The sequence below is a fragment of the Gemmatimonadales bacterium genome, assembly GCA_036265815.1.
Taxonomy (GTDB): Bacteria; Gemmatimonadota; Gemmatimonadetes; order Gemmatimonadales; family GWC2-71-9; genus CAVVWJ01.
Genome location: DATAOI010000044.1, coordinates 37,019 through 59,617, shown reverse-complemented (window position 1 = coordinate 59,617; position 22,599 = coordinate 37,019). Strand labels below are relative to the sequence as shown.

Here is a 22,599-nt window from a genome sequence, read left to right as displayed (position 1 = left end):
CATCCGAGAGGAGCGGTGATGCGGAGAGGAGCGGTCGTGCCGAGGGGAGCGGTCAATGCCGAGAGCACAGATCCCTCGCGGAGTTCACCCTGAGCGCAGCGAATGGGCTCGGATGACAGTTCAGGATCGTGCCGGTATGCCCGGGATACTGCAGAAAGCTGAGAACGACCAGCGAACTCCCCGCCGCCCCCCTACTCCAGCGACAACCCCCCATCCACCACGATCGTCTGCCCGGTGATATGCCGCGCCGAGTCCGAGCACAGGAAGGAGATCACGTGCGCCACGTCTTCCGGCTCGGCCACCCGGCCGAGGACCGAGCTCTTCTGGGCGCGCTCGATCACCTCGGCCGGCAGCATCGCCATCCGCTCGGTGCGGATGAAGCCGGGGGCGACCGCGTTCACGTTGACGTTGGCGGGACCGAGCTCGACCGCGGCCGCGCGGGTGAGCCCGAGCAGCGCGGCCTTGCTGGTGGCGTAGTTGGCCACCCCGAAGCCGGGGCGCTTCGCCTGGTGGGCGCTTACGTTGACGATCTTGCCGAAGTGCTGCCCCCGAAAAATCGGCGCGACCGCCCGGATGCAGTTGAAGGAGCCGGTCACGTTGGTGTCCAGCACCTCGTCCCAGGCGTCCTCGCTCAGCCGCCAGAGCGCGCCGTCGCTGGCGATTCCAGCGTTGTTGATGAGGAAGTGCACCCCGCCGAGCCGCTCGTTGGTGCTGCGCACGAACAGCGCGACCGCCTCGCGGTCGCGCACGTCGCAGCGGCAGGCCAGCACGTTCACGCCCATCGCCATGAGCGCGGTCTCGGTCAGCAGTGCCTGCTCGCTCACGTCGCGCCCGGGCATGTTCACGAAACAGAAGGCGACGTCGCAGCCGAGCTTGCCGAATTCCATGGCGATGGCGCGACCGAGCCCGGTGGCGCCTCCGGTCACGACCGCGACCTTTCCCCGCCAACCCTTCCGGATCGGCTGCGGTTGAGGCTCCTCGAGCACGGCTCCGCGTGCCTCCTGGGACTCGTGCTCCCACGAGGGCCGATGGCCGAAGCCGAAGGATGGCAATGGCATGCGCTTCGAAGGTACGGTCCCCCCTGGGGAAGGGCAAGCAGGCCCGCCACGCCCGCGGTTTACCTTTCGCACTTGCCGCTGTTTAATTCTGCATATGCCCTCACGATTGGCGTGGGCGCTCGTCGCCCTGGTTGGCGCGGCCGGTTGGGGGATGCTCGCCCTGCATCGCGGGGAGACGATCAGCGCCGCCTGGCTGGTCCTCGCCGCCGTCGGCACCTATCTCGTCGCCTTCCGCTTCTACAGCCGCTTCCTGGCCGATCGCGTCTTTCAGCTGGACGACCGCCGCGCCACGCCGGCCGAGCGCCTGGCCAACGGCCGGGACTTCGTTCCGACCTCGCGCTGGGTCCTGTTCGGGCACCACTTCGCCGCGATCGCCGGCGCGGGACCGCTGGTCGGCCCCGTACTCGCCGCCCAGTTCGGCTACCTGCCGGGAACGATCTGGATCGTGTTCGGCGTGGTGCTCGCGGGCGCGGTACAGGACTTCGTGATCCTGTTCGCCTCCACCCGCCGGGACGGCAAGTCGCTCGGCCAGATGGCGAAGGAGGAGACCGGGCCGGTGACCGGCATGCTGGCCATGCTCGCCGTGCTGGCGATCATGGTCATCCTGCTGGCCGTACTCGCGCTGGTGGTGGTGAATGCGCTCAAGGACAGTCCCTGGGGCGTGTTCACCATCCTCTGCACCATCCCGATCGCGGTGCTGATGGGCTTCTGGATGAAGGTCTGGCGTCCGGGACGGACCATCGAGGCCTCGCTCGGCGGCGTGGCGCTCCTGCTGCTGGCGCTGGTCGGCGGTCGTTACGTGGCCGCGTCACCCACTCTCGCGCCATACTTCACCCACTCGGGGCTCACCATCGCGTACGGCATCATCATCTACGGCTTCATCGCCAGCGTGCTGCCGGTGTGGATGCTGCTCTGTCCCCGGGACTATCTCTCCACCTTCATGAAGATCGGCACCATCCTGCTCCTGGCGGCCGGCATCCTCCTCGTGCTCCCGCCCCTCAAGCTTCCCGCGATGACCCGGTTCATCGACGGCACCGGCCCGGTGTTCGCCGGCAAGCTGTTCCCCTTCGCGTTCATCACCATCGCCTGCGGCGCGATCAGCGGCTTCCACGCGCTGGTCTCATCCGGCACCACGCCCAAGATGCTCGTCCGGGAGAGCGACGCCCGCTACATCGGGTACGGCGGGATGCTGATGGAGTCGTTCGTCGCGATCATGGCACTCACCGCGGCCGCCCTGCTCGACCCCGGCATCTATTTCGCCATCAACGCGCCCCTCGCCACGCTGGGTGGCAACGTCCAGTCGGCCGCGGAGGTGATCCGCGGCTGGGGCTTCACCGTCTCGCCGGACCAGATCACCGGGCTCGCCGCCGAAGTGGGCGAGAAGACGCTGCTCGGCCGCTCGGGCGGAGCGCCGTCCCTGGCGGTAGGCATGGCCCAGATCCTGAGCGGCGCGTTCGGCCGCACCCTGATGGCCCTTTGGTACCATTTCGCCATCATGTTCGAGGCGCTCTTCATTCTCACCACGGTCGACACCGGCACCCGGGTGGGTCGTTTCATGTTCCAGGAGCTGGCTGGTCACCTCTGGGCCCCCCTGGGGCGGACCTCCTGGTATCCCGGCAGCATCATGGCATCCGCGATCATCGTCGCCGGTTGGGGATATTTCCTGGTGCAGGGCGTGCTCGATCCGCTGGGCGGGATCAACTCGCTCTGGCCGCTCTTCGGCATCAGCAATCAACTGCTCGCCGCCGTAGCGCTCTGCGTGGGGACCACGGTCCTGATCAAGGGCGGCAAGGCCCGCTACGCCTGGGTCACTCTGATGCCGCTCGCCTGGGTTCTCGCCGTCACGCTCACCGCCGGCTGGCAGAAGGTCTTCGCCGCCGACCCCCGGCTGGGGTTCCTTTCGCAGGCGGCGCTTACCGCCGGACAGGTGGCGGCCGGCACCATCGAGCCCGGCCGCGGGGCGCGGCTGATCTTCAACGCCCGCCTGGACGCCGCCGCCGCCCTGGTGTTCATGGTGGTGACAGTGCTCGTAGTGCTCGCTTCCGCCCGCGAGTGGATCCTGGTGCTCACCAACCGGCGCCCACAGGTCGCCAAGGAATCTCCCTTCGTGGAGACGGCCTATGCGGGCTGAGATGAGAGAGCTGCTGCGAGCCTTCCGACGGGTGATGGGCATGCCGGATTATCAGGCGCACCTGGAGCACCTCCGCCGCTGCCATCCCGACCGTCCGCCGCCCAGCGAGCGGGAGTACTTCGACCAGTTCGTGCGGACCCGCTACGGCGACGGCCCCACCCGCTGCTGCTGATGTCGTGAATCCCATCATCCGCATTCCCGAAGCGCTGCTCGAGCCGCAGAGTCTCATCGGGGCCGTGGTGTACGCGGTGCTCCTGGTGCTGCTGGCGAGCGTGCTCGCACGGACGCTCCGGGGCACGGTCGACCGGCTGCTCGCCCGGGACGAGCACGGCCACATCGACCGGACCGTCGCGAGCTTCCTGACCCAGCTGGGGCAGATCGCCATCTTCATCGTGGCGTTGACGGTATACGCCCACATCATCCCCGAGCTGCAGCGGGTGGGCACGGCGCTGTTGGCGGGCGTGAGCATCGCGTCCGTGGTCATCGGACTGGCGGCCCAGAACACCCTGGGGAATCTGATCGCGGGACTGTCGCTGCTGCTCTATCGCCCGATCCGGTTGGACGATCTGGTGCAGGTGACGACGCCGGCGGGCCCGGAGACCGGCATCGTCGAGCAGCTCACCCTCGGCTATACGCTGCTCCGCACCGCGGACGACCGCCGGATCGTGGTGCCCAACAGTACCATGGCCTCTCAGGTCACGGTGAACCTGAACACCTGGAACCTCCAGGCCATGGCGATCGTGCCGGTCGGCATCGCCGCGGACGAGGATGTCGATGCAGTCCGCCACGTGCTGCTCGCCATCGGCGCCGGCCATCCGCGGGTCGATCGGGTGATCGACTGCCCGGTGCGGCCGCACGGTGAATCCGGCGTGGTGCTGAGCCTGCGGGTCTGGTGTGCGGACAGCCAGGCCGCCGTCCAGGTGCGGCGCGAGCTCGCCGAGCGCATCCGCGAGCAGCTCGACACCCGGGGAGTTCCGGCCACCATCTTCACCCCACCCCGGGAGCCGGCCCGACCGGCCGCCTGACCGCCTCCGGCACCTGCCTCGTCGCCCTGCCGCTCAGCGGGCAGAATCTGGTCGAGCCCTAATGGTTGCCCCGCTGACCGGAGCGGCCGCAGAATCGGGGAGCGTCGCCAGCCACGCGGTCAGCCACTTGCCGGTGCGCGAGATCACCGATGAGCTGTCGTTTGCCAGGAAATCGTAGCCCCCGCGGTCGAGGGTCGAGTCGGCGTACACGCCGTTGGCCCGCGCCCGCTCGCGCGCGTCCAGCAGCGCCGTGAGGCTGCCGCGCGTGCCGATCCAGAGCAGGCCGTCCGAGGCCCGGATGGCATACCGCTTCGGCACGCCGAAGCTGTCCGGCGCCACGTACACCTGGCTCAGGAGCGGGATCAGCCTGGGATCGGTGAAATAGGAAAGCAACGTCAGATAGCGGACCCGGAACTCTTCCGTGTCTGCCGCGCGGAAGCGGGCCGCGACCGAGTCGAGCGCTCCGGCGCCGAGCCGGCCCAGCACCCAGGCGTCCCCGTGATCGTAGTTCCGTGTGGGAATCCGGGAGAGAATGTCGGTCAGCACGGCCGGGTCACCCTGGGTGGCGCGGCGGCGCTCCAGGATGATCGCCTGCAGGGAGGGCTCCAGATCCTCCGCGGTAATCCCCGGGTTCTCCGGAAACGGCGGCCCCTCGGCCTGCTCCAGTGTGCGCCTGAGCCGTCGCGCGCTGTCGGCGTATGCACGACTCCGAAGCTCGGCCAACCGGGTGAGCGCGACCAGTCCGATGTTCCAGTCTTCGGTGCCCCGAGCCGATGCCCGCATATGCCGCCAGAGCGGGCCGGGCGCCTTTACCCGCATGATGGCCAGCACCGAGTCGGCCCGGGGCGTCCCCTCCCTCAACGCCTCGTGCAGCTCGGAATAGGTTGCCCGGCCAGGCTGGCCCACCCGGACCTGGACCTGCGCCAGGCCGCTCACCGGGCGCAGCGCGAGAGCCGTCAACGCCAGTGCCGCAGGAAGGACGATTCTCATCACGTGCCACGTTCTCCCCGAGAGGGCGAGACCAGGAGCCAGGCGACCACCGCCGCGAGCATGCCCGCGGCGGAGACCCAGAGCGCTCCCGGGCCGCCGACCGACTGATAGAGCGCGCCGAACGCCAGACCGGCCGGAAGTGCGACCACACCCGTGAGGGCATGGTACGCGCCGAAACCCCGGCCGGTCCTGATCGGGGCCAGCCGCGCCACCAGCGCCCGCTCCGCCGATTCGGTGAGCCCGGCCACCAGGCCCAGGGCGAGGAACGCCACAACTGCCGCCACCGGCGCGAGCGGCCCGCCCAGCACCCCGGCCACCGCCGCGAACAGCACTCCGCCCGCAGCCACCGCACCGCGCGGCCCCAGCCGGTCGGATATCCAGCCGCCGGGATACGAGCTGGCGCTCCGCACCACGTGAAGCCCCGCCCAGACCAGGGGAACCAGCGCCACGGCCACACCGCGCTGCTGTAGCCGGAGCAGGAGCAGAGTCTCGGGAAGCCGGAAGAAGGTGATGGCGGCGAGCGCCGTGACCGGTGTCCAGAACACCCGGCCGGAGGCGTCGACGTCAGGTATCGGCGAATCCGACGCCCGCGCGCGCGATCCCCGGCTCCGGGGCAGCACCACCGCAAGGATGAGGAAAGCCGCCAGGCCCGGCGCGGCGCTCCAGGCGATCACCCGTGGCACCTCGACCCCCCGGGTGAGCAGGTACCAGGCCGCGAGCGAGCCCAGCACGGCGCCAGCGTGGTCCGCCCCGCGGTGAAAGCCGTACGCCCGGCCCCGCTGCGGCTCCGGCGTGACCGCTGCGATGAGCGCGTCCCGGGGAGGGGTGCGGAGGCCCTTGCCCACGCGATCGATCACCCGGAAGCCGACCACCTGCCACGCCGCCCCCGCCACCGCGATCAGCGGGCGCACCAGGACGGCGGTGGCGTATCCGATCAGGATGAGCGGCCCGCGCCAGCCTGGCCGGTCGGCCAGCCGGCCGCTCACTATCTTGAGTGCCGCCGAGGTCAGATCCGCCGCGCCATCCAGCAGCCCGAGGACGAGCGGCCCGCCTCCCAGCGTGCCCACCACGAACGCCGGCAACAGCGGGTAAACCATCTCGCTCGCCACATCGTTGAACAGCGAGACGGCCGACAGACCCTTGACCGTCGGCGGAATCAGAGACGAACCGGACCCGCTGGAGCTCGACGGCACGCGCGAGGGCATCGTTGGAAACTAGCATGTATGTTACTCCCCATGGCCGCCGAGCCCGTACGCTTTCATGAGTCGAATCTCTGGTCGACGCCTATCCGGGATCTTGGCCTGACCATCCAGGACACCCCGCTGGAGCCTATCCTGGAGGAGTTTGCCGGCGAGCTTCAGCGGATCGGCCTCATCCGCGTCCGCCCCCGGTTCTACCTGTCCACCGAGTGGGGCGTCCCCTTCGAGACGGTGGCGATCGCCATCCCCTTCTATCTCGCCCGGCCCGATCTCACCGCACTGCACGCGGAGCGGGTGGGTCACGTCGAAGGATTCGACCGGGCCGACATCCTGCGCTACCTGCGCCACGAGATGGGGCACGTGGTGAACTACGCCTATTGCCTCTACGAGGAGGAGGAGTGGGTCAAGCAGTTCGGCTCCATCACCCAGCCGTACGCCGAGGAGTACCGGCCCGAGCCGTTCAGCCGGCGGTACGTACGGCACCTGCCCGGCTGGTACGCCCAGAAGCATCCTGACGAGGATTGGGCCGAGACTTTCGCGGTCTGGATGACGCCGGAGCTCGATTGGCGGGCGGAGTACGGCCCCTGGCCGGTAGCCTGCGCCAAGCTGGCCTACTGCGAGCGGACGGTGGCGGCGCTCCGCAACCAGGACCCGATGGTCACCGACGCGGAGCTGGATGAGGATGTGGGGGAGATCGAATATTCGCTGGATCAGTACTACCGGAACGTGCCGACCGCCCTGGGCGAGCCCCCACCCGGGCTGGACGGTGCCCTGCGGGCGATCTTTCAGGATCTCGGTACCGACGAGGGGATGTCACTGGAGGAGCCGCTGGCTCCGGCGGCGGCGCTCATCCGCCGGCTTGAGCCCGGGCTGATGGCCAACATCTTCCGCTGGACCGGCCATTTCCCGGAGCGGACCCGGGCCCTGCTCCGCTATCTGGCCGACCGCGCGGACCAGCTGCAACAGGGGTACGCGTCGGGCCGCGAAGCCTCGGCCATCGTGGCGTTCACCACGTTCGTGACCAGCCTGGCCATGAATTACGTGCAGCGGGGGAGCTATCTGCCCGAGCCGGGCTAGCGCCGCCCGCCATATCGCTCCAGCGCCAGGTTCACCACCCGCTCGATGAGCCGGGGATAATCCACGCCCATCGCGCCCGCGGCCATGGCGAACTCGCTGGAGCGCTCCAGGTAGCAGCTCGCGTTCACCTCCAGCACGTAGATGTCCCCGGTGTCGGTGAGCCGGAGATCCACCCGCCCGTAGTCCCGCACCCGGAGCGCCCGATACGCGTCCACCGCCACCTTCTGCAGCCGGGCGCGCTGCTCGTCCGGGAGGTTGGCGAGCACCGATTTGGTCCCCTTGTACTCCTTGCTCCGCTCGTCCCACTTGGCCTTGCTGTCCATCACCTTGGGGACGCCCTCGGGAAAGCCGGTGAAATCGACCTCGACCGGCGGCAGCGGCTTGGCCTGGGCATTCCCCAGCACCCCGACGTAGAATTCGCGGCCCTCGATATACTCCTCGGCCAGCGCCGAATCGTTGAGCTCCTTCCGGATGAACGCCACCCGCTCCATCAGCGCTACCGCGTCGTGCACCAGCGACTTGCCTCCGATGCCCAGGGAGGCGTCGGAGCGGAGCGGCTTGACGAACAGCGGCATGCGGAGATTGCCGCCGCCGGTCTCGAACGCCGCCTCCCGGGAGAACACGGCGAACCGGGGATACAGGATGTCCTCGAACGCCAGCAGCTTCTTGCTGAGCCCCTTGTCCTGGCTCAGGTAGAGCTCGCCCGGTCCGCTACCGGTGTACTTGAGGCCCAGCAGGTCGAGCAGCCCGGTAACCGGGATATCGCCGAACACGTTGTCCCCGAACATCTCCATCAGGTTGAAGACCAGGTCCGGCCGCCGGCGGGAGAGCCCGCCGATGAGTCGCTTGACGTCGCCGTGGACTCCGAGGATGGACACCCGGTGTCCCAGGCGCCGCAGGGTGCGCGCGACCTGGGGCACCACCGGATCGTACTCCTTGGAGTTCTCGTCTTCGCTGTCGAGATACGTCAGGACGGTGATCTTCATCCGCGCTCCTCCTCCGTTCCCGCGCTACTCGGCGAGAGCCATGCCCCAGCGGGCGAGAGAGACGGGCAGCCCGCCGTAGGCGAGCACCGTATCGTGGAAGCGCTTCGGGTTGAAGTCGGCGCCCGCGAGCTGGCGGACCGCGTCGCGCAGACGCAGCAGCTCACGCCGCCCGACGGCGTAGCACAACTGGTACGTGGGCATCGCGCAGTATCGGCGCACCTCGGCCTCCGCGCTCCGGCGCTCGATGGGGAGGTGGGTCACCATGTAGTCGACGGCCTCGAGCGGCGTCATCCCGCGGGTGTGCAGACCGACGTCGAGCACCACCCGCACCGCGCGCCAGAGCAGGTTCACCTGCTGGAAGAGTCGCTCCTCCGCGGTGCGGTAGTAGCCGGCCTCGTCCATCAGCTGCTCGCAGTAGAGCGCCCAGCCCTCGACCATGACCGGCGTCCAGAGGTGGCGCCGGACCTCGGAGCCGAGCTCCTGGGCGGTGACCAGCTGCAGGTGATGGCCGGGATAGGCCTCGTGCGCCACCATGGCGGCGATGGCGTGCCGGCAGTGGCCCCGCCGCTGCTGGGCGAACGCCTCCGGCGGCAGCGTCGGATCGGGTCGCGTGACGTAGAAACGGCCGTGCTGCGCGCCGAGGTAGATCGGCGGCGGCTCGTACGCCGCGAACGGCACCAGCGACGCCAGAAACGCCGGCGTGGGCACCACCTCGACCGGGCCGGACGGCGTCGTGACCAGATCGTGCTCGAGGACGAAGCGGTGCGCCCGGTCGAGCTCCTCGCGGTAGGCGTCCAGAATATCGTCCGGAGCCGGCGCATCGCCCCGGAGCTCGTCCACCAGCTCCCGCCAGGGTCGCGTGCCCATCGCCGCGGCCAGCTCGGCCAGCCGGGCCTCGGTCTCCTCCTGCAGGTGGAGGCCGTAACGCCAGAGCTCCGGCGCACCCGAAGTGAGCGCGTGCTCGAAGTGCAGCCGGCGACTGAACTGCTCCTCCCCGATGGCGAACGCCTGGGGATCGGGGTGGGGCTCGACCTCGTCCCGGAGCGCCGCGCCGAAGGCCTTGAGGCTCTCGAGCGCGGCGGCCGCCGCCGTCTGCAGCCGCTCGCGCAGATCGGGCGCCTCGCCGGCCATCGCCATCGCGAGCTGCACCACCAGCTCGCCCCCGCCCCCGAGCATCGCCAGCGCGGAGTCGACGAAGACCATGGGCGGTCCGTCCAGCGTGGTGCGGGCCGCGTCGAGGAAGCCGGGAATGGCCTGCAGACGCTCCAGCGCGGCGGGTGCGCGGGGACCGACCGCGTCCTGGCGGGCGAGCACCGAATAGAGCGCCTGAAACAGGTGGGCCAGCCAGAACCCCGGGTTCCGCACCTGGGGGCGCTCCACCTCCAGCCGGGAGATGGTGCTGCGGATCTCCCCCAGGAGCGCGGTCCGGTCGATCTCGTCCTGCACCTCCTCCACATCCAGCTCCTCCAGCGCGCCGGAGACCGAGCGGAGTGCGGAGAGGTACTCCCGGACGGTCTGGGGATCGAAGCTCCCCAGACGCGCGTCATGGATCACCAGCCCGGCCGCGCTCGCGGCCGAGGGATCGAAGTGATACTTGAGGTCCAGGTAGGACCGGCAGAGCGCGTCAACGGACGGCAGCGGTCACCTCCGAATGATCGGCCAGCGATGCGCTTCCCCGGAGGCCGTCCACCACCACGCTGTTTCCGAGCATGGCGCCGTCCAGCTCCGCCCGGCGCAGCGTGGCGTCCCGACCCACGATGGTATTGGTCAGCCGGCAGTCGGTCACCGTGGTACCCCGCTCCAGCGAGACGTTGGGGCCGATGGTGCTCCGCTCGATGGTGACGCCGTCCTCGATGTAGACCGGGTCGCGGATCTCGACCCCGGGGAAGTCGACCCGCCGGGCCGCGCCCTTCCGGAGCAGGATCTCGTTGGTCTCCAGCAGTGTGTCCAGCTTGCCGCAGTCGTACCAGCCGCCCACCTCGGCGGTCAGGATCCGTTTGCCGTGCTCGATCATCCACTGGAAGGCGTCGGTGAGGAAATATTCGCCCTTGTTCTTGGGTTGCGCCAGCACGTGATCGATGCCCTGCCAGAGGCTGTCCACCGCCCGGATGTAATACAGGCCGATGTTGGCGAGCTTGGAGATCGGGGTCGACGGCTTCTCCACGATCCGGGTCATGTAGCCCTGGGCGTCGGTCACCACCACCCCGAAGCGCTGGTAGTCCTCCACCTCCTTGGCCCAGATGATCCCGTCCGCGTCAGCCCGATTGATCAGCGTGAGATCCGCCTCGAACACGGTATCGACGAAGATGATCAGCACCGGCTCCCGGATGTACGGCCGGGCCAGGTTGATCGCCCCGGCGGTGCCGTCCTGCACCTTCTGCTCGATGAACCGGGAGGGGATCGCGTATCGCGCGCGGGCGTAGGCCTCCACCTGCTCCTTGAGGTGGCCGGTGATGAAGATCAGCTCGCTCACCTCCAGCCCCTCGAGCCGGTCCATCACCCAATCCATCACCGGCCGGCCCGCCACCTTCAGCAGGGGCTTGGGGGTCAGATGAGTATGCGGCCGGAGCCGGGTGCCCTTGCCAGCGAGCGGGATGATCAGTTGCATGTCAGCCTCGTCCGTATCGGTCCTGGAGTCGCACGAGATCGTCGAGCTCCGGGGTCGACGCCTCGAGCACGTCGCTGTCCACCACCGCCTCGATCTGGTGGATCAGCTTGGGAAGGATGCGCACCGACTCGCCGGCGCGAAACCGGCGCTCCACCAGCTCTTCGTCCGGCTGGGTGCGCAGCAGCAGCTCGCCCGCGAGGACGTGCATCGTCTCGTCCTTGAAGTTGTGGTATTGCAGGCTGAGCACGTGCCCCGCCTCGACGTGCAGGATCTTCCCTACATAGCGATCGGTCCTGGCCCAGACCAGCTCGTAGCCCCAGGGCTTGTCCACTCGATATGGTACGTCGGGCACTTGGCCTCCACGGACGCGGCAGGGAATGGCAATGCGGCAGCGCAGAAATATAGGCGGGCCGGGGCTTCGCGGCGGCTCAGAACTCCGGTTGGAAGCTGAACATCCAGCGAAACGCCAGCTGATCGTCGCCGGGCGCGCGGTCCTGGGCGAGCGCGGGCCGGCTCACGAACAGCGGCAGGTCGAGCCGGGTGGTGAAGCGGGTGTCGCCGATGCGATGCTCGGCCCGGAGGCCGACGCCGGCGTCGGCCAGAAAACGGATGCGGTCGCCCAGGAGCGGCTGAGCGGAGCCACCGATCGCCTGCGACAGATCGGTGAACCCCGCGAGCGCGATCCGGCTGAAGAGCCGCGCGGCGGGCCGGGCCACGACGGTGCGCTCGAGCTCCAGGTTCAGCGCGATGATGGCCGCGGTGGAGATCCGCGGGTCAACCCCCCGCACGCCGGCGCCGCCGGGCGCCTGGTAGTGCATGTCGTCACCCACCAGCAGCGCGCCGCGCGAGCGGAGGAACGGGTTCTCCAGCACGGCAAGCGGATCGGCCCCCTGGAAGTAGACCTGCCGCTGCTTGGGCGCCTCGTCCCCGCCGCCCGCCACACCGGCGAAGGCCCGCGCGCCCAGGCTCATTCTCCGGCCGAACGCCCGCCGCGCGGTTCCCTCCAGCGCACCCCGGAAGTAGAACGGGTCCAGGTCGGTCCGGCCGCTCGCCGCGAGACCGGCACGGTTGTAGGCCAGCCCACCGCCGACCGAGGTGTGCCCGGCAAGCTGCCAGTTGCCCGCCTCGGTGGTCACTCCTCCACCGACCTGCAGCTCCACCGTACCGACATCCTCGTAGAGGCCACGATCGAGGTAGCGGAAATCATCCGGATGCACCCACTGCAGGCTCAGGTCCTGGGACCAGGTGGGCCCGAACGCGAGGTGGGCACGGCGGCGGCGCTCCGTCTTGGCGAGGAGGCCGTAGCGGCCCTCGATTCTGAACAGATCGAGAGTCTGAGAAACCCCCGGGCCGCGGAGGAACACCGGGTTGCGGGCCCGCAGCAGGACGTCCAGGTGCTCCACTCCATCATCGACTCCCCATCCGGTGCCCCGGGTGAGCAGCAAGACCCCCTGCTCGAAGCGGCCCAGGTAATCGTCCCTGCCCCGGACACCGAGCGTGACCCCGCCGGCGTCGTTGTACCAGACCGTGGGCTGGAGACCGAGAGTCATCCGGTCACGGCGGCTCCGGGTGCTGAAGTAGCGATGGAAGTACACGTCGGTGGCCGGCGGATACGCCGTGACGGTGGAAAACCCGAAGCCGAGCCAGTGGCGATTGTTCAGCATGTTCCAGTCATGGGTCAGCACGCGCGGGTCCACCAGCACCTCCCGCGGCCGGCTCCGGGTCGGAATCTCGACCCACTCCCGCTCGGCCAGTCCTTCCGTCCGGACCAGTGCGGTGTCGTGCTGGGCGATCACCGCCACCTCGACCGGAATCCGGCCTGGCGCCTTGCGCACGACTTCCACCCGGGTCACCCAGCCATCGACCCTCTGCTCTTTCTGCACCCGGCCGACGGCGTAGTCGTAGAGCTCCGTCGTGTGCAGCCACTGGGCGAAGAAGGTCGAAAGGTCCTGTCCCGACACCTCCTCGGCCACCTCCCGGAAGGCGGCCTCGTCCACGTGCCGGTATTTCCACCGATCGTAGAACGCCTGGAGGATCCGGTGCATGGTGGCGTCGCCCACGATGTAGCGGAGCTGCTGGAAGAAGAGCTCCCCCCGGCTGTAGATCGCCAGGTTGTAGGAGCTGAAGTCCCGATAGTCCTCCGCTACCAGGCTGGGGGGCTCGGAATAATCGTCCAGATCGAGGTCCAGGATCTCTGCTTCGCTCGAGGGATAGCTGCTGGGACGGCCCATCGTCTCCCAGAACCAGTTGGTCTGAAAGCTGGTGAAGCCCTCGTCCAGCCATCCCTCGCGCCACTCGTTGTTGGCCAGGAGACCCATCGTGTAGTTGTGTCCCAGCTCGTGCACGATGAGCCCCTGCTCGGCCGATCCGTTATGGATCATCATGGGGAATTCGGTGCCGCCCCCCTCGATCCGGTGCACGTTGGTGATCTGGGGCCAGCCGAACGGCCCGTACAACTGATCGAGCCAGGCGAGCGCGGTCTGGGTGCGTTTGACGGCGATCCCGTTGCCCCAGCTTGCTTCGTCCCCCGGCTGGTAGAGCACGTGCACGGCGACGTTGCCGAAGTGCCCGCCCTCGTAGCGGTAGCTCGGATTGAGCGACATCGCGAAATGGTGCACGCGCTCCGCGTACCACCGGATCTTCTTCCGGCCGGCCGCGGCGCCGTCGCAGGCGTCGGCAGCCGGTGTGGTGGCGCCGTAGTAGTCGCGCTGGTAGTCGACCGGAGCTGCCGGGGCCCGATTCGCCCGCTCCCATCCGGGGTCGCCGCAGACCGGGACGCCCGTGGCACCCACTACCTGATCCTGGGGAACGTCGAGGTCCACCAGGAAGCTGCCGAACTCGCCGTAGAACTCGCCGGCCGGATACAGCGGATGCTCCTCCCAACCGTGGCGGTCGTAGACCACCACCTTGGGGTACCACTGGGCGAAGTCGAAGCGCCGCCCCTCCCGGCCCTGACGCCGCGGAACCGTCGACGGGCGCGCATCCCAGCCGAGCTCGACCGTCATCGAATCGCCGGGCGCGAGCGGCCGCGGCAGCGCGAACCGCACGATCGTGCTGTCCGGCGCGAACGGGTAGACCGGCTCGGCCCGGGCACCCATGATCCGCACGTTCCGCACGTGGTTGAAGGCGAAGTCCGGCTCCCGAAGGTCGTTGAAGCGACGTCTTCCCTCGACCGAGTCCGCATCCGCCCAGCGGGAGCCGGGGCGGAAGGCATTGAGATAGAGGTGAAGGGAGAAGCTGGTGAGGGTATCGGGCGAGCGGTTCAGGTAGCGCACCACCTCGTGTCCCGCGAGCACGCCGCTCGGCTCATCCAGACGCGCCGTGATCTGGTAGGCCACCTCTTGCTGCCAGTAGGAGGCCTTGGGTTCCGGGTCGCTGGTCTGCAGGGCAAGCAGGGCGAGAACGATCACGGACGACTCGGGAGGCGGGGGCGGACGTGGAGGATGGGCATCGGCGGGAAACATAGATGTCCCCTGGATGATTCGGCACCGGCCAGGACCGGCTGAAGCTCTGACGCTCGCAGATGAGACGGGCCGACCGCAGCCATGTCGCCGCGGCCGGCCCGATCTCGATGCAGATGCTGCTATGATATGGTGAGAGTGCCGCTATGGCGTCGCTGCGACCGCCGCGGCCGCGTCAAGCAGCCCGGCGCCCGTGGCGTCCGCCTCCCAGCAGATCTCCCTAGCCGTCCCGGTGTTCGGATCGATGACATCCCGGCATCCCGGCCCCAGGGGGACGGCCGAGTTCTCGATCGCCGTCTCCGCCTGCGCCTCGGTAAGCGCGGGGTTCTTCTGCAACATCAGCGCGACGGTACCAGTCACTTCCGGAGCGGCGAAGGAGGTTCCACCCAGGAAGAAATAATCCGCATGCCCCCGCTGGAGCTGGAACGGAGCCAGCACCCAGCTGCCCGGCGCCGCGACGTCGAGGTCCTGCCCTGATTTCTGGCGGCTGGAGAAATCGACAATGTAGAAGTCCTCTGGATCGGTCGGATCGGCGACATCGGTGGCAAACCACCAGGTATCACTGGTCCATTCCTCGATCCATCCGCTCGCCGCGGCCGAGATCACCTGCGGCAAGGCGCCCGGATAGCTCATGCCGGAATCCCCCGCGTTGCCGGCCGAGAACACCAGCAATACGCCGTGAGCGAGCGCGAAGTCGACCGCCGCCTGGGTCAGCGGATCAGGCGAGCTGCTTCCCCAGCTGTTGTTCACCACCAGGGGCTGACCCGCCAGCGGTCCCATCTTGAGCTGCGCGAAGTAGAGGAGCCCGGCGGCGGCCACCGCGTCGGAGAAGGGGCAAGGCCGGTTCGCTGAATTGATGCTGCCCTCGGAGTGGAGCTGCACAGGGATGATGGTCGCCTTGGGTGCGGTTCCCTGGAAGAAGACGCCGGAGATTTGATATCCCAGGATCTCACTGGTGGTCGCCGTGCCGTGGGCGCACTTGTCGTGCTGCCAGGAGTCGCCGCCCGGAGAAGTGATTGCGCCGAGGTCCGCAGCACCACCTCCCAGGAACGTCCGGGCGTACTGCGTCGCGATGCGTTCCTGCGGGAAGTACTGCGGCCAGGTGTTCAGCAGCCCGGTGTCGAGGATCCCGACGTACACCCCCTCGCCGGTCTGGGAGACGGCACGGGCATTGGAGATGGGCGCGACCGTCGCGTTGATCGCATCCTGGTTCCAGGTGCTGAAGCCACTGGTCAGGTCGCTCACCGGTACCAGATCCGTATGGGGGCCGAAATCGAGATCCTGATCGATGGCCGCGCCCTTCACGAACGACAGCGCCCGGACCGCGGCCAGCTGGCTCCCCCTCGCTGCCATGGTCAGGCCGTTGATCTCAGTGAACTGGTGCTTGACCTGGCCCAGCGCGTTGAGCTGGGCGAGCTGCGCGCTGGTGGGCTTGGCCTTGAGCACCACGTTGATGGCCACCATGCCTGAGCTGGTGGATACGGCGGGCGACGGAGAGGACGGATTGGCGGGCTCGGTCGGCTCCTCGGTACAGGCACCGAGGGCGAGCAGGCCCGTAAGAGCCAGAAGGGTGAATCGGGGACTCATGGGGGGAAGTCTCCACGGCAGGGGACGCAGGCCAGCGCGTCGCGATGCGAGACGCTGGGGCCCTGGCAGAGCTACCCGTGGCGGAGATGCCGTGCCCGGGTATGCCGGGGCAGGATTTGGACGACCTGGTCGGCGGAGCAGACTCCAGCGACGTACCAGGTCGGCACGCAATGGTATTCCCCGGCTCCGCCAAAATCAATGTGGACACCAAGGCGACCGGTCGCCAGAGGTTGCAAAATCTGGCACTCCCGCTCGGCGCGTGGCGTCATCACCGATGCTCCAGTCCGCTGGAGACTTTTCCCACCAGCCGTATCGCAGCGTCCGGGCCCGCCTTGTTCTCCTCATCGTGCTTGAGGAAGACGAACGCCTCCTGCCAGGGCTGGGCCTCGATCCGCTCGAGCCACTCCGTGAGCTCGTCCTCCGAGTACACGGTCCGACGGAGCCGCAGATAGCCCCATCCCGACGTCGGCACCAGCGGCGTGGACGGCTCGTCGTCCTCCTCCGCCGTGACCAGCGCCATATCGTGTCCCCGAAGCGCATCGTACACCTCGTCGTCGAACCACGAGGCGTGACGAAACTCGAAGGCGGCGCGCCACGTCCGCGGCACCAGAGCGATAAACTCGCGCAGCCGGGCCACATCCTTCTTGAGCGATGGCGGGCACTGAAACAACGTCGGCCCCAGCTTCTCGCCCAGCACGTTGGCGGTTCGGAGGAAATACCCCAACGAGCCGTCCTCGTCGGTGAGCCGGTTGATGTGGGTGATCCGCCGCGACGCCTTGAGCACGAAGCGGAACTCCGGGGGCACCTGCTCCGCCCACTCCAGCAGCACCTTCTCCTTGGGAATCCGGTAGAACGAGTTGTTGATCTCGACCGTGGGAAAGCGCGTGGCGTAGTGGCGGAGCATGCCGTCCGCGGGGAGGTCGGCGGGATAGAGCGAGCCCTTCCACTCCTTGTACGACCACCCGCTGGTGCCGATCAGGATGCGCATGGTCACTCGCTCAGCAGCTTGTAGGCCTTGAGGTGCCGCAGCGCTGCGGCGCGCTTGCCGGTCTGGTCGTAGAGCCGCGCGAGGTTGAAGTGGGCGTCGGCGAAGTCGCGGTCGGCGTCGAGCGCCTGGCGGTAGGCCTCGATGGCTTCGCGGCGCCGGCCCAGGTCCTCCAGTGCGGTGCCCAGGTTGAACGCGGCCGTCGGATGTCTCGGTTGAATGGCCAGCGCGGCCCGGTACTGCTGGACCGCCTCGACCGCCAGGCCCAGGTCCTGGAGTAAGCGGCCCAGATTCACCCTGGCGGAGGCGTGCCGCGGGTCGAGCACCACGGCCCTGGCGTAGGCATCGCGGGCGTCCTCCGGAGCCACGGTCTCCAGGTCGGCGCCGAGGTCGTACCACTCAGTGGCGGTGAGCGGCTCGTCCGAGCGGCGCGCGCGCCGCGCCAGCCGGCGGGCCACCGGGCCGACCTCCGCCGCCAGATCGGCGACGTGGAAATCGAGCAGGAGCTGGCCCGACTCCGGGTTCCAGGTGTCCCTGCCGTCTCGCACCACGATCTTGTCGCCCTCCGAGGAGATGCGCACGCCGCTCAGCGAACGGCCCTCCGGGAGCTCGTGGAGCAGGGCCCGGAGCGCGCGGCGAATGCGCCGCGGTGGGATGCGCGCCTCGTTCAGCGACTTGGCAGTGCGGAGCAGGACCAGATCCTGGAAGGAAAAGCGGTAGGCGTTGTGAGGACCACGGTCCGGCGCGAGATAGCCCACCCGGGCCTGCGAGCGGACCTGCGCCTCGGACAGGCCGAGCAGCTTGGCCACGTCGCGAGTGGTATAGGACTTCATGAGAGGACCTAGCGGGCGCCGCTCGCCTTCTTCTTCGGCTTCGTCTGAATCTCCTTCTCCTCTGATTTCGCGCCGTTGGTTGCCACCCGTCTGGCAGGCATCTTCTCCACCGTGCTGGCGCCGCGCTTGGCCAGACTCGCCTTGAGGGCGTCCATCAGGTCGATGACCCGGGTCTGGGGCGCTTCGGCCGGGGCGGCGGAGATCTGCTCGCCGTCCACCTTCCGCTGAATCTCCTCCAGTACCCGCTCCCGCACCGTGTCGCGGAAATTCTCCGGCCGGAACTCGTCCACCGCGCCCTGCTCGATGAGCTGACGTGCGAGCGCGAGCTCCGCGTCCTTGAGCGGCACGTCCGCCCGTGGCACGTCGGCCGCGCTCCGGATCTCGGCCTGGTAGTGGAGCTGCTCCATCGCCAGGATGTCGCCCATCGGGCGGACCAGGACGAGGTGCTGCTTTCCTCGCGCCGAGTACTGGCCCAGGGCGGCACGGCCGGTCACCTCGAGCGCGGCGACCAGCAGGCGGTAGGCCCGCTCGCCCCCCTTGCCCGCGCCGAGATAGTACACCTTCTCCAGGTAGATCCGCTCCACCGCGGCGAGGGGAACGAACTCGGCGATGTCGATCGCGTTGGTGGCCTTCTCGTCCAGGGCCTTGATCTCGTCGGCGGAGAAGAGGACGTACTGGTCCTTGGCGAACTCGTAGCCCTTGGTGATCTCGTCCTTCTCCACCACCGTGCCGTCCTTGGCGCAGATGTACTGCTGCTTCAGGCGCGAGCCGCACTTGGCGTGGATCATGTTGAAGCTGATCGCGCCGGTGGATTCACTGGAGGAAAACAGATTGACCGGGACTGAGACCAGCCCGAAGGAGATCGTCGCGGAACCGATGGATCTGGCGGCCATGAGGAGACTGGATATACAGGCAGAATCCGGACCCCGCTAGAGGGGACATCGAAGTGGCCTGGTGCAGATTCTTGCAGCCGGGGCTAGCGCCAAGCATCATCAGCAGTTAGCTCCGTCCTTTCCGGTCGCCGGAGCGCGAGCTTCAGCTCGAGCCCCCAGCATCGTTCAGTGCCCGGGTCTGTCATCCCGAGCGAAGCCAGGGATCTTGCCCGAGGGCCCCGGGCATTCGCGGGCAAGATCCCTCACCGCAGCTCCCCGGGAACACAGCTGACAGATGACAGATCGCGCGGAGTGGGACATGATAAAGACCCGTGAGGTCCAGACCGTGACGCCCAGGACCGTGATGCCCGAGCCCACTCCCTGATGCCCCGAAAGCCCGCCACCAGCCCGCTCGACGCCTATCGCGCCAAACGCTCGCTCGAGCGCACGCCCGAGCCCGCCGGCGCGTTGGCCCAGGAGAGCGGCCGGCTCTTCGTGGTCCATCAGCACGCCGCGCGGCGCCTGCACTTCGACCTCCGGCTCGAGATGGAGGGCGTACTCCGCTCCTGGGCTGTGCCCAAAGGACCCTCGTACGACACCGCCGAGAAGCGGCTCGCGGTTCACGTGGAGGATCACCCGCTCGAGTACGGCGACTTCGAGGGCCTCATCCCCAAGGGGAACTACGGCGCCGGCGCCGTGATCGTGTGGGATCGCGGCCGCTGGATCCCGATCGGCGACCCGCTCGAGGGACTGGCCAAGGGGAAGCTCCTCTTCGAGCTCCACGGCTACAAGCTGCATGGGCTCTGGACTCTGGTGAAGCTGAAGAAATCGGAGAAGGATTGGCTCCTGATCAAGGAGCGGGACGCCTGGACGTCGAGCGATCCCGCAGAGCTCGCGCCGGAGTCGGTGCTCTCCGGGCTCACCGTAGAGGAGCTCGGCGCCGGAGGCGATCGAGGCGAGGCGATCCGCCGCGAGCTCACCCGGCTCGGCGCGGTGCGGAAGCCGATCGAGGCGAAAGCGATAAAGCTCATGCTCGCCGAATCGGCGGAGCGGCCGTTCTCGCGAAAGGGCTGGATCTTCGAGCCCAAGCTCGACGGATACCGTGTGCTGGCCGCCCGGGCGCCGGGCGGTCCGCAGCTCCTCACCCGAAGCGGGAACGACTGCGGCCCCACCTTTCCCGAGGTGCTTCGCGCCGTGGCGGCGCTCCCCTTCGACCGGCTGGTGTTGGATGGCGAAGTCGTGGCCCTCGACGATGCGGGCCGGCCCAGCTTTCAGCGGCTGCAGGGACGGGCGCGCTTCCTCCGCGCGATCGATATCCGCCATGCGGCCGTGGAGTGTCCGGTCACCTACTACGCGTTCGACCTGCTCGGCTTCGAGGACTTCGATCTGCGGGCGCTGCCGCTCAGCCAGCGCAAGGCGGTGCTCCGCCGGGTGCTCCCTCCCCTCGGCGCCTTGCGCTATCTGGAGCACGTGGAGGAGGTGGGCGAGGCGTTGTATCAGGAAGCCGAGCGGCTCGGGCTCGAGGGTATCGTCGCCAAGAAGGCCGATTCGCCCTACCAACATGGCCGATCGTCCGCCTGGCTCAAGTTCCGCTCGCGCAAGACCGGCGATTTCGTGGTGGTGGGCTTCACCGCGCCGAAAGGCTCACGGGGAGGATTCGGCGCGCTCCAGCTGGCGGATTTCGTGGACGGTGCCCTGGTCTATGCCGGCCGTGCGGGCAGCGGCTTCAGCGACAAGCAGCTTGCGGAGGTCAGCCGGAGTCTCCTGGAGCACCGGCGAATGGACCCGCCCTGCGTCGGGCCGATTCCGAAGGAGAAGGGCACCACCTGGGTCGAGCCGGTGCTGGTGAGCGAGGTGGAGTACACCGAGTGGACCGACGAAGGCCTGCTGCGCCAGCCGGTCTTCCTGCGCTTCCGGGACGACAAGCGGCCGGAGGAGTGCATTCGAAGCGCCCCACTGTCACCCCCAAGCGCCGCACCGTCACCCCGAGGCGCCGCACTGTCATCCCGAGGAGCGCCAGCGACGAGGGACCTTGCCCGCGGCTCCCGACCGCCGCTGCGGAGCTCCGATCCCGATGAGAAGATCGCCGCGCCCCCCGATGAGCTCCCCTTCGAGCTCACCAACCTCGCCAAGGTCTTCTGGCCCGAGGACGGCTACACCAAAGGCGACCTCATCGCGTACTACCGCGCGGTGGCACCCTGGCTCTTGCCCTATCTGCGGAATCGCCCACTGGTGATGACCCGGTATCCTGATGGGATCGCCGGCAAGTCCTTCTTCCAGAAGGATGCACCGGGATTCACGCCCCAGTGGGTCCGGACCGAGCGCATGTGGAGCGAGGACACCCAGCGGGAGATCGATTACTTCATCTGCGACGACGCGGCCTCGCTGCTCTACGTCATCAATCTCGGCTGCATCCCGATCCATCTCTGGGCCAGCCGGACGCCCACCCTCGAGCGGCCGGACTGGTGCGTGCTCGATCTCGATCCCAAGGGCGCGCCGTTTCTCAACGTGGTCGAGGTGGCCCTAGCCGCCAGGGAGCTCTGCCGCCGGATCGGCCTGCCGGTGCAGGTGAAGACCACCGGCTCGACCGGGCTCCACCTGATGATCCCGCTGGGCCGCCAGTGCACCCACGAGCAGTCGCGCTCACTGGGCGAGCTGCTGGCCCGCTGTATCGTCGAGCGCCTGCCGGAGATCGCCACCATCGCCCGTCAGGTCTCGCAGCGGAACGGCAAAGTTTACGTCGACTATCTCCAGAACGGGTCCGGCAAGTTGATCGTCGGCCCCTTCAGTGTGCGTCCCCTGCCGGGTGCGCCCGTATCGGTCCCGTTGTCCTGGCGTGAGGTGAACCGGAAGCTGGACATCCGCGCCCACACCATCAAGACGGTGCCCCAGCGGATGCGAAAGCTGGCCGCGGATCCGCTGGCCGAGGTGCTGGAGCTCTCGCCCGATCTGGTCGGCGCGCTGGAGCGACTGATGAAGGAGCTCGGGTGAGTAGTCCTGGCATGGACCTTCAGATCGACGTCGGCGAGCGCCTTGGGACAGTCTCGGGGATTCTGCTCCGCCCCTCGAACGCATGGGCCGGCTATGTGATGGCGCACGGCGCCGGGGCCGGCATGCGACACCCTTTCATGGCGGCCGTGGCCGAATCGTTGGCGCAGCAGGGGATCGCCACCCTTCGATATCAGTTCCCCTACACGGAGTCGGGTGGTCGTCGTCCCGATCCGCCCGGCGTTCTCCAGGCCACCGTGCAAGCCGCGGTAGCGAAGGCCCGGGAGGTCGCGCCCGAGTTGCCCCTCGTCGCCGGCGGGAAATCCCTCGGCGGCCGAATGACCTCGCATGCCGCGGCCCGTCACGTACTGCCCGGCGTCCTCGGCCTCGTATTTCTGGGGTTTCCGCTCCACCCGCCGAAGCAGCCCGGCGAGCGCCGGGCCGACCATCTGCGTGAGGTCGAGGTGCCGATGCTCTTCCTCCAGGGAACCCGCGACACGCTCGCCGAGCTGGACCTCATCACGGCGGTCTGCGGGCGCCTGGGATCCCGTGCCTCGCTGCACGTCGTCGAAGGTGCCGACCACTCCTTTGCCGTGCTGAAGCGGTCGGGGAGGACCGCTGCCGAGGCAATGGAAGAGCTGGTCACGACCATCACCCAGTGGGTCCGCTCGCTCCTCCCCCCGTAAGCCGCACTCGGGCCGCCAGATAGCGTCATGTCTCACATCGCAACGGCACCTGCCCTCGATCTCCGGGGGAGTGTGCGACTAGATACCAGGGTGGACCGTCGCCCGAGGCGCCC

Annotated in this window: 18 protein-coding genes; 6 read left to right on the top strand and 12 right to left on the bottom strand. The window is 68.5% G+C overall.

Annotation, left to right across the window (positions count from 1 at the left end):
• Positions 1-191: 191 nt before the first annotated feature.
• A complete protein-coding gene (locus VHR41_08465) occupies positions 192-1,058 on the bottom strand; it encodes an SDR family NAD(P)-dependent oxidoreductase (GenBank protein ID HEX3234218.1) in 867 nt (288 codons plus the stop codon).
• Between the two features lie 94 nt (positions 1,059-1,152).
• Here VHR41_08465 and VHR41_08460 point away from each other — a divergent pair, with 94 nt between their 5' ends.
• The 3 genes from VHR41_08460 to VHR41_08450 are packed head-to-tail and all read left to right on the top strand — an operon-like array spanning position 1,153 to position 4,214.
• On the top strand, positions 1,153-3,189 hold the full coding sequence (locus VHR41_08460; protein HEX3234217.1) for a carbon starvation CstA family protein: 2,037 nt from the start codon (positions 1,153-1,155) through the stop codon (positions 3,187-3,189).
• The gene (locus VHR41_08455) at positions 3,179-3,361 is read left to right on the top strand and encodes a YbdD/YjiX family protein (GenBank protein HEX3234216.1); all 183 of its coding nucleotides are present in this window, start codon (positions 3,179-3,181) and stop codon (positions 3,359-3,361) included. Before VHR41_08460 ends, VHR41_08455 begins: the two co-directional genes overlap by 11 nt.
• A 4-nt stretch (positions 3,362-3,365) precedes the next feature.
• Positions 3,366-4,214: a mechanosensitive ion channel family protein gene (locus VHR41_08450; GenBank protein HEX3234215.1), complete on the top strand. Its 849-nt coding sequence runs from the start codon at positions 3,366-3,368 to the stop codon at positions 4,212-4,214.
• Between the two features lie 33 nt (positions 4,215-4,247).
• Here the strand turns inward: VHR41_08450 and VHR41_08445 are convergent, their stop codons facing one another.
• Both VHR41_08445 and VHR41_08440 read right to left on the bottom strand, forming a co-directional pair.
• Entirely contained in the window at positions 4,248-5,204 is a 957-nt protein-coding gene (locus VHR41_08445; GenBank protein HEX3234214.1) for a hypothetical protein, read from the bottom strand.
• A complete protein-coding gene (locus tag VHR41_08440; protein ID HEX3234213.1) occupies positions 5,204-6,397 on the bottom strand; it encodes an MFS transporter in 1,194 nt (397 codons plus the stop codon). Before VHR41_08440 ends, VHR41_08445 begins: the two co-directional genes overlap by 1 nt.
• 42 nt (positions 6,398-6,439) lie before the next feature.
• On the opposite strand from VHR41_08440, the gene VHR41_08435 reads away from it, so the two are divergent.
• Positions 6,440-7,480 carry a putative zinc-binding metallopeptidase gene (locus tag VHR41_08435; protein HEX3234212.1) on the top strand — a complete coding sequence of 347 codons (1,041 nt, stop codon included), beginning with the start codon at positions 6,440-6,442 and terminating at the stop codon, positions 7,478-7,480.
• On the opposite strand, the gene VHR41_08430 is transcribed toward VHR41_08435, so the two are convergent.
• The 9 genes from VHR41_08430 to VHR41_08390 all read right to left on the bottom strand — a co-directional run bounded on the left by VHR41_08430 (position 7,477) and on the right by VHR41_08390 (position 18,833).
• Positions 7,477-8,466 carry a hypothetical protein gene (locus tag VHR41_08430; protein HEX3234211.1) on the bottom strand — a complete coding sequence of 330 codons (990 nt, stop codon included), beginning with the start codon at positions 8,464-8,466 and terminating at the stop codon, positions 7,477-7,479. The two genes, VHR41_08435 and VHR41_08430, sit on opposite strands and share 4 nt — an antisense overlap.
• Before the next feature lie 24 nt (positions 8,467-8,490).
• Positions 8,491-10,071, bottom strand: coding sequence for a DUF885 domain-containing protein (locus tag VHR41_08425; protein ID HEX3234210.1), 1,581 nt, complete (start codon positions 10,069-10,071; stop codon positions 8,491-8,493).
• Positions 10,072-10,090: 19 nt separating this feature from the next.
• Positions 10,091-11,074, bottom strand: coding sequence for a sugar phosphate nucleotidyltransferase (locus VHR41_08420; protein ID HEX3234209.1), 984 nt, complete (start codon positions 11,072-11,074; stop codon positions 10,091-10,093).
• Between the two features lies 1 nt (position 11,075).
• Positions 11,076-11,426, bottom strand: a complete 351-nt coding sequence (locus VHR41_08415) for a cupin (protein ID HEX3234208.1) — start codon at positions 11,424-11,426, stop codon at positions 11,076-11,078.
• 76 nt (positions 11,427-11,502) lie between these two features.
• On the bottom strand, positions 11,503-14,484 hold the full coding sequence (locus VHR41_08410; protein HEX3234207.1) for a M1 family metallopeptidase: 2,982 nt from the start codon (positions 14,482-14,484) through the stop codon (positions 11,503-11,505).
• 195 nt (positions 14,485-14,679) lie between these two features.
• Entirely contained in the window at positions 14,680-16,122 is a 1,443-nt protein-coding gene (locus VHR41_08405; GenBank protein ID HEX3234206.1) for a S8 family serine peptidase, read from the bottom strand.
• Positions 16,123-16,390: 268 nt separating this feature from the next.
• Positions 16,391-17,110: a DUF72 domain-containing protein gene (locus VHR41_08400; protein HEX3234205.1), complete on the bottom strand. Its 720-nt coding sequence runs from the start codon at positions 17,108-17,110 to the stop codon at positions 16,391-16,393.
• Positions 17,111-17,112: 2 nt separating this feature from the next.
• The gene (locus VHR41_08395) at positions 17,113-17,940 is read right to left on the bottom strand and encodes a tetratricopeptide repeat protein (GenBank protein HEX3234204.1); all 828 of its coding nucleotides are present in this window, start codon (positions 17,938-17,940) and stop codon (positions 17,113-17,115) included.
• A gap of 8 nt (positions 17,941-17,948) precedes the next feature.
• Positions 17,949-18,833 carry a Ku protein gene (locus tag VHR41_08390; protein ID HEX3234203.1) on the bottom strand — a complete coding sequence of 295 codons (885 nt, stop codon included), beginning with the start codon at positions 18,831-18,833 and terminating at the stop codon, positions 17,949-17,951.
• A gap of 363 nt (positions 18,834-19,196) precedes the next feature.
• On the opposite strand from VHR41_08390, the gene ligD reads away from it, so the two are divergent.
• Positions 19,197-21,803, top strand: a complete 2,607-nt coding sequence (gene ligD, locus VHR41_08385) for a DNA ligase D (protein ID HEX3234202.1) — start codon at positions 19,197-19,199, stop codon at positions 21,801-21,803.
• On the top strand, positions 21,800-22,486 hold the full coding sequence (locus tag VHR41_08380; GenBank protein HEX3234201.1) for an alpha/beta family hydrolase: 687 nt from the start codon (positions 21,800-21,802) through the stop codon (positions 22,484-22,486). The genes ligD and VHR41_08380 overlap by 4 nt, the downstream gene beginning before the upstream one ends.
• Positions 22,487-22,599 lie beyond the last annotated feature (113 nt).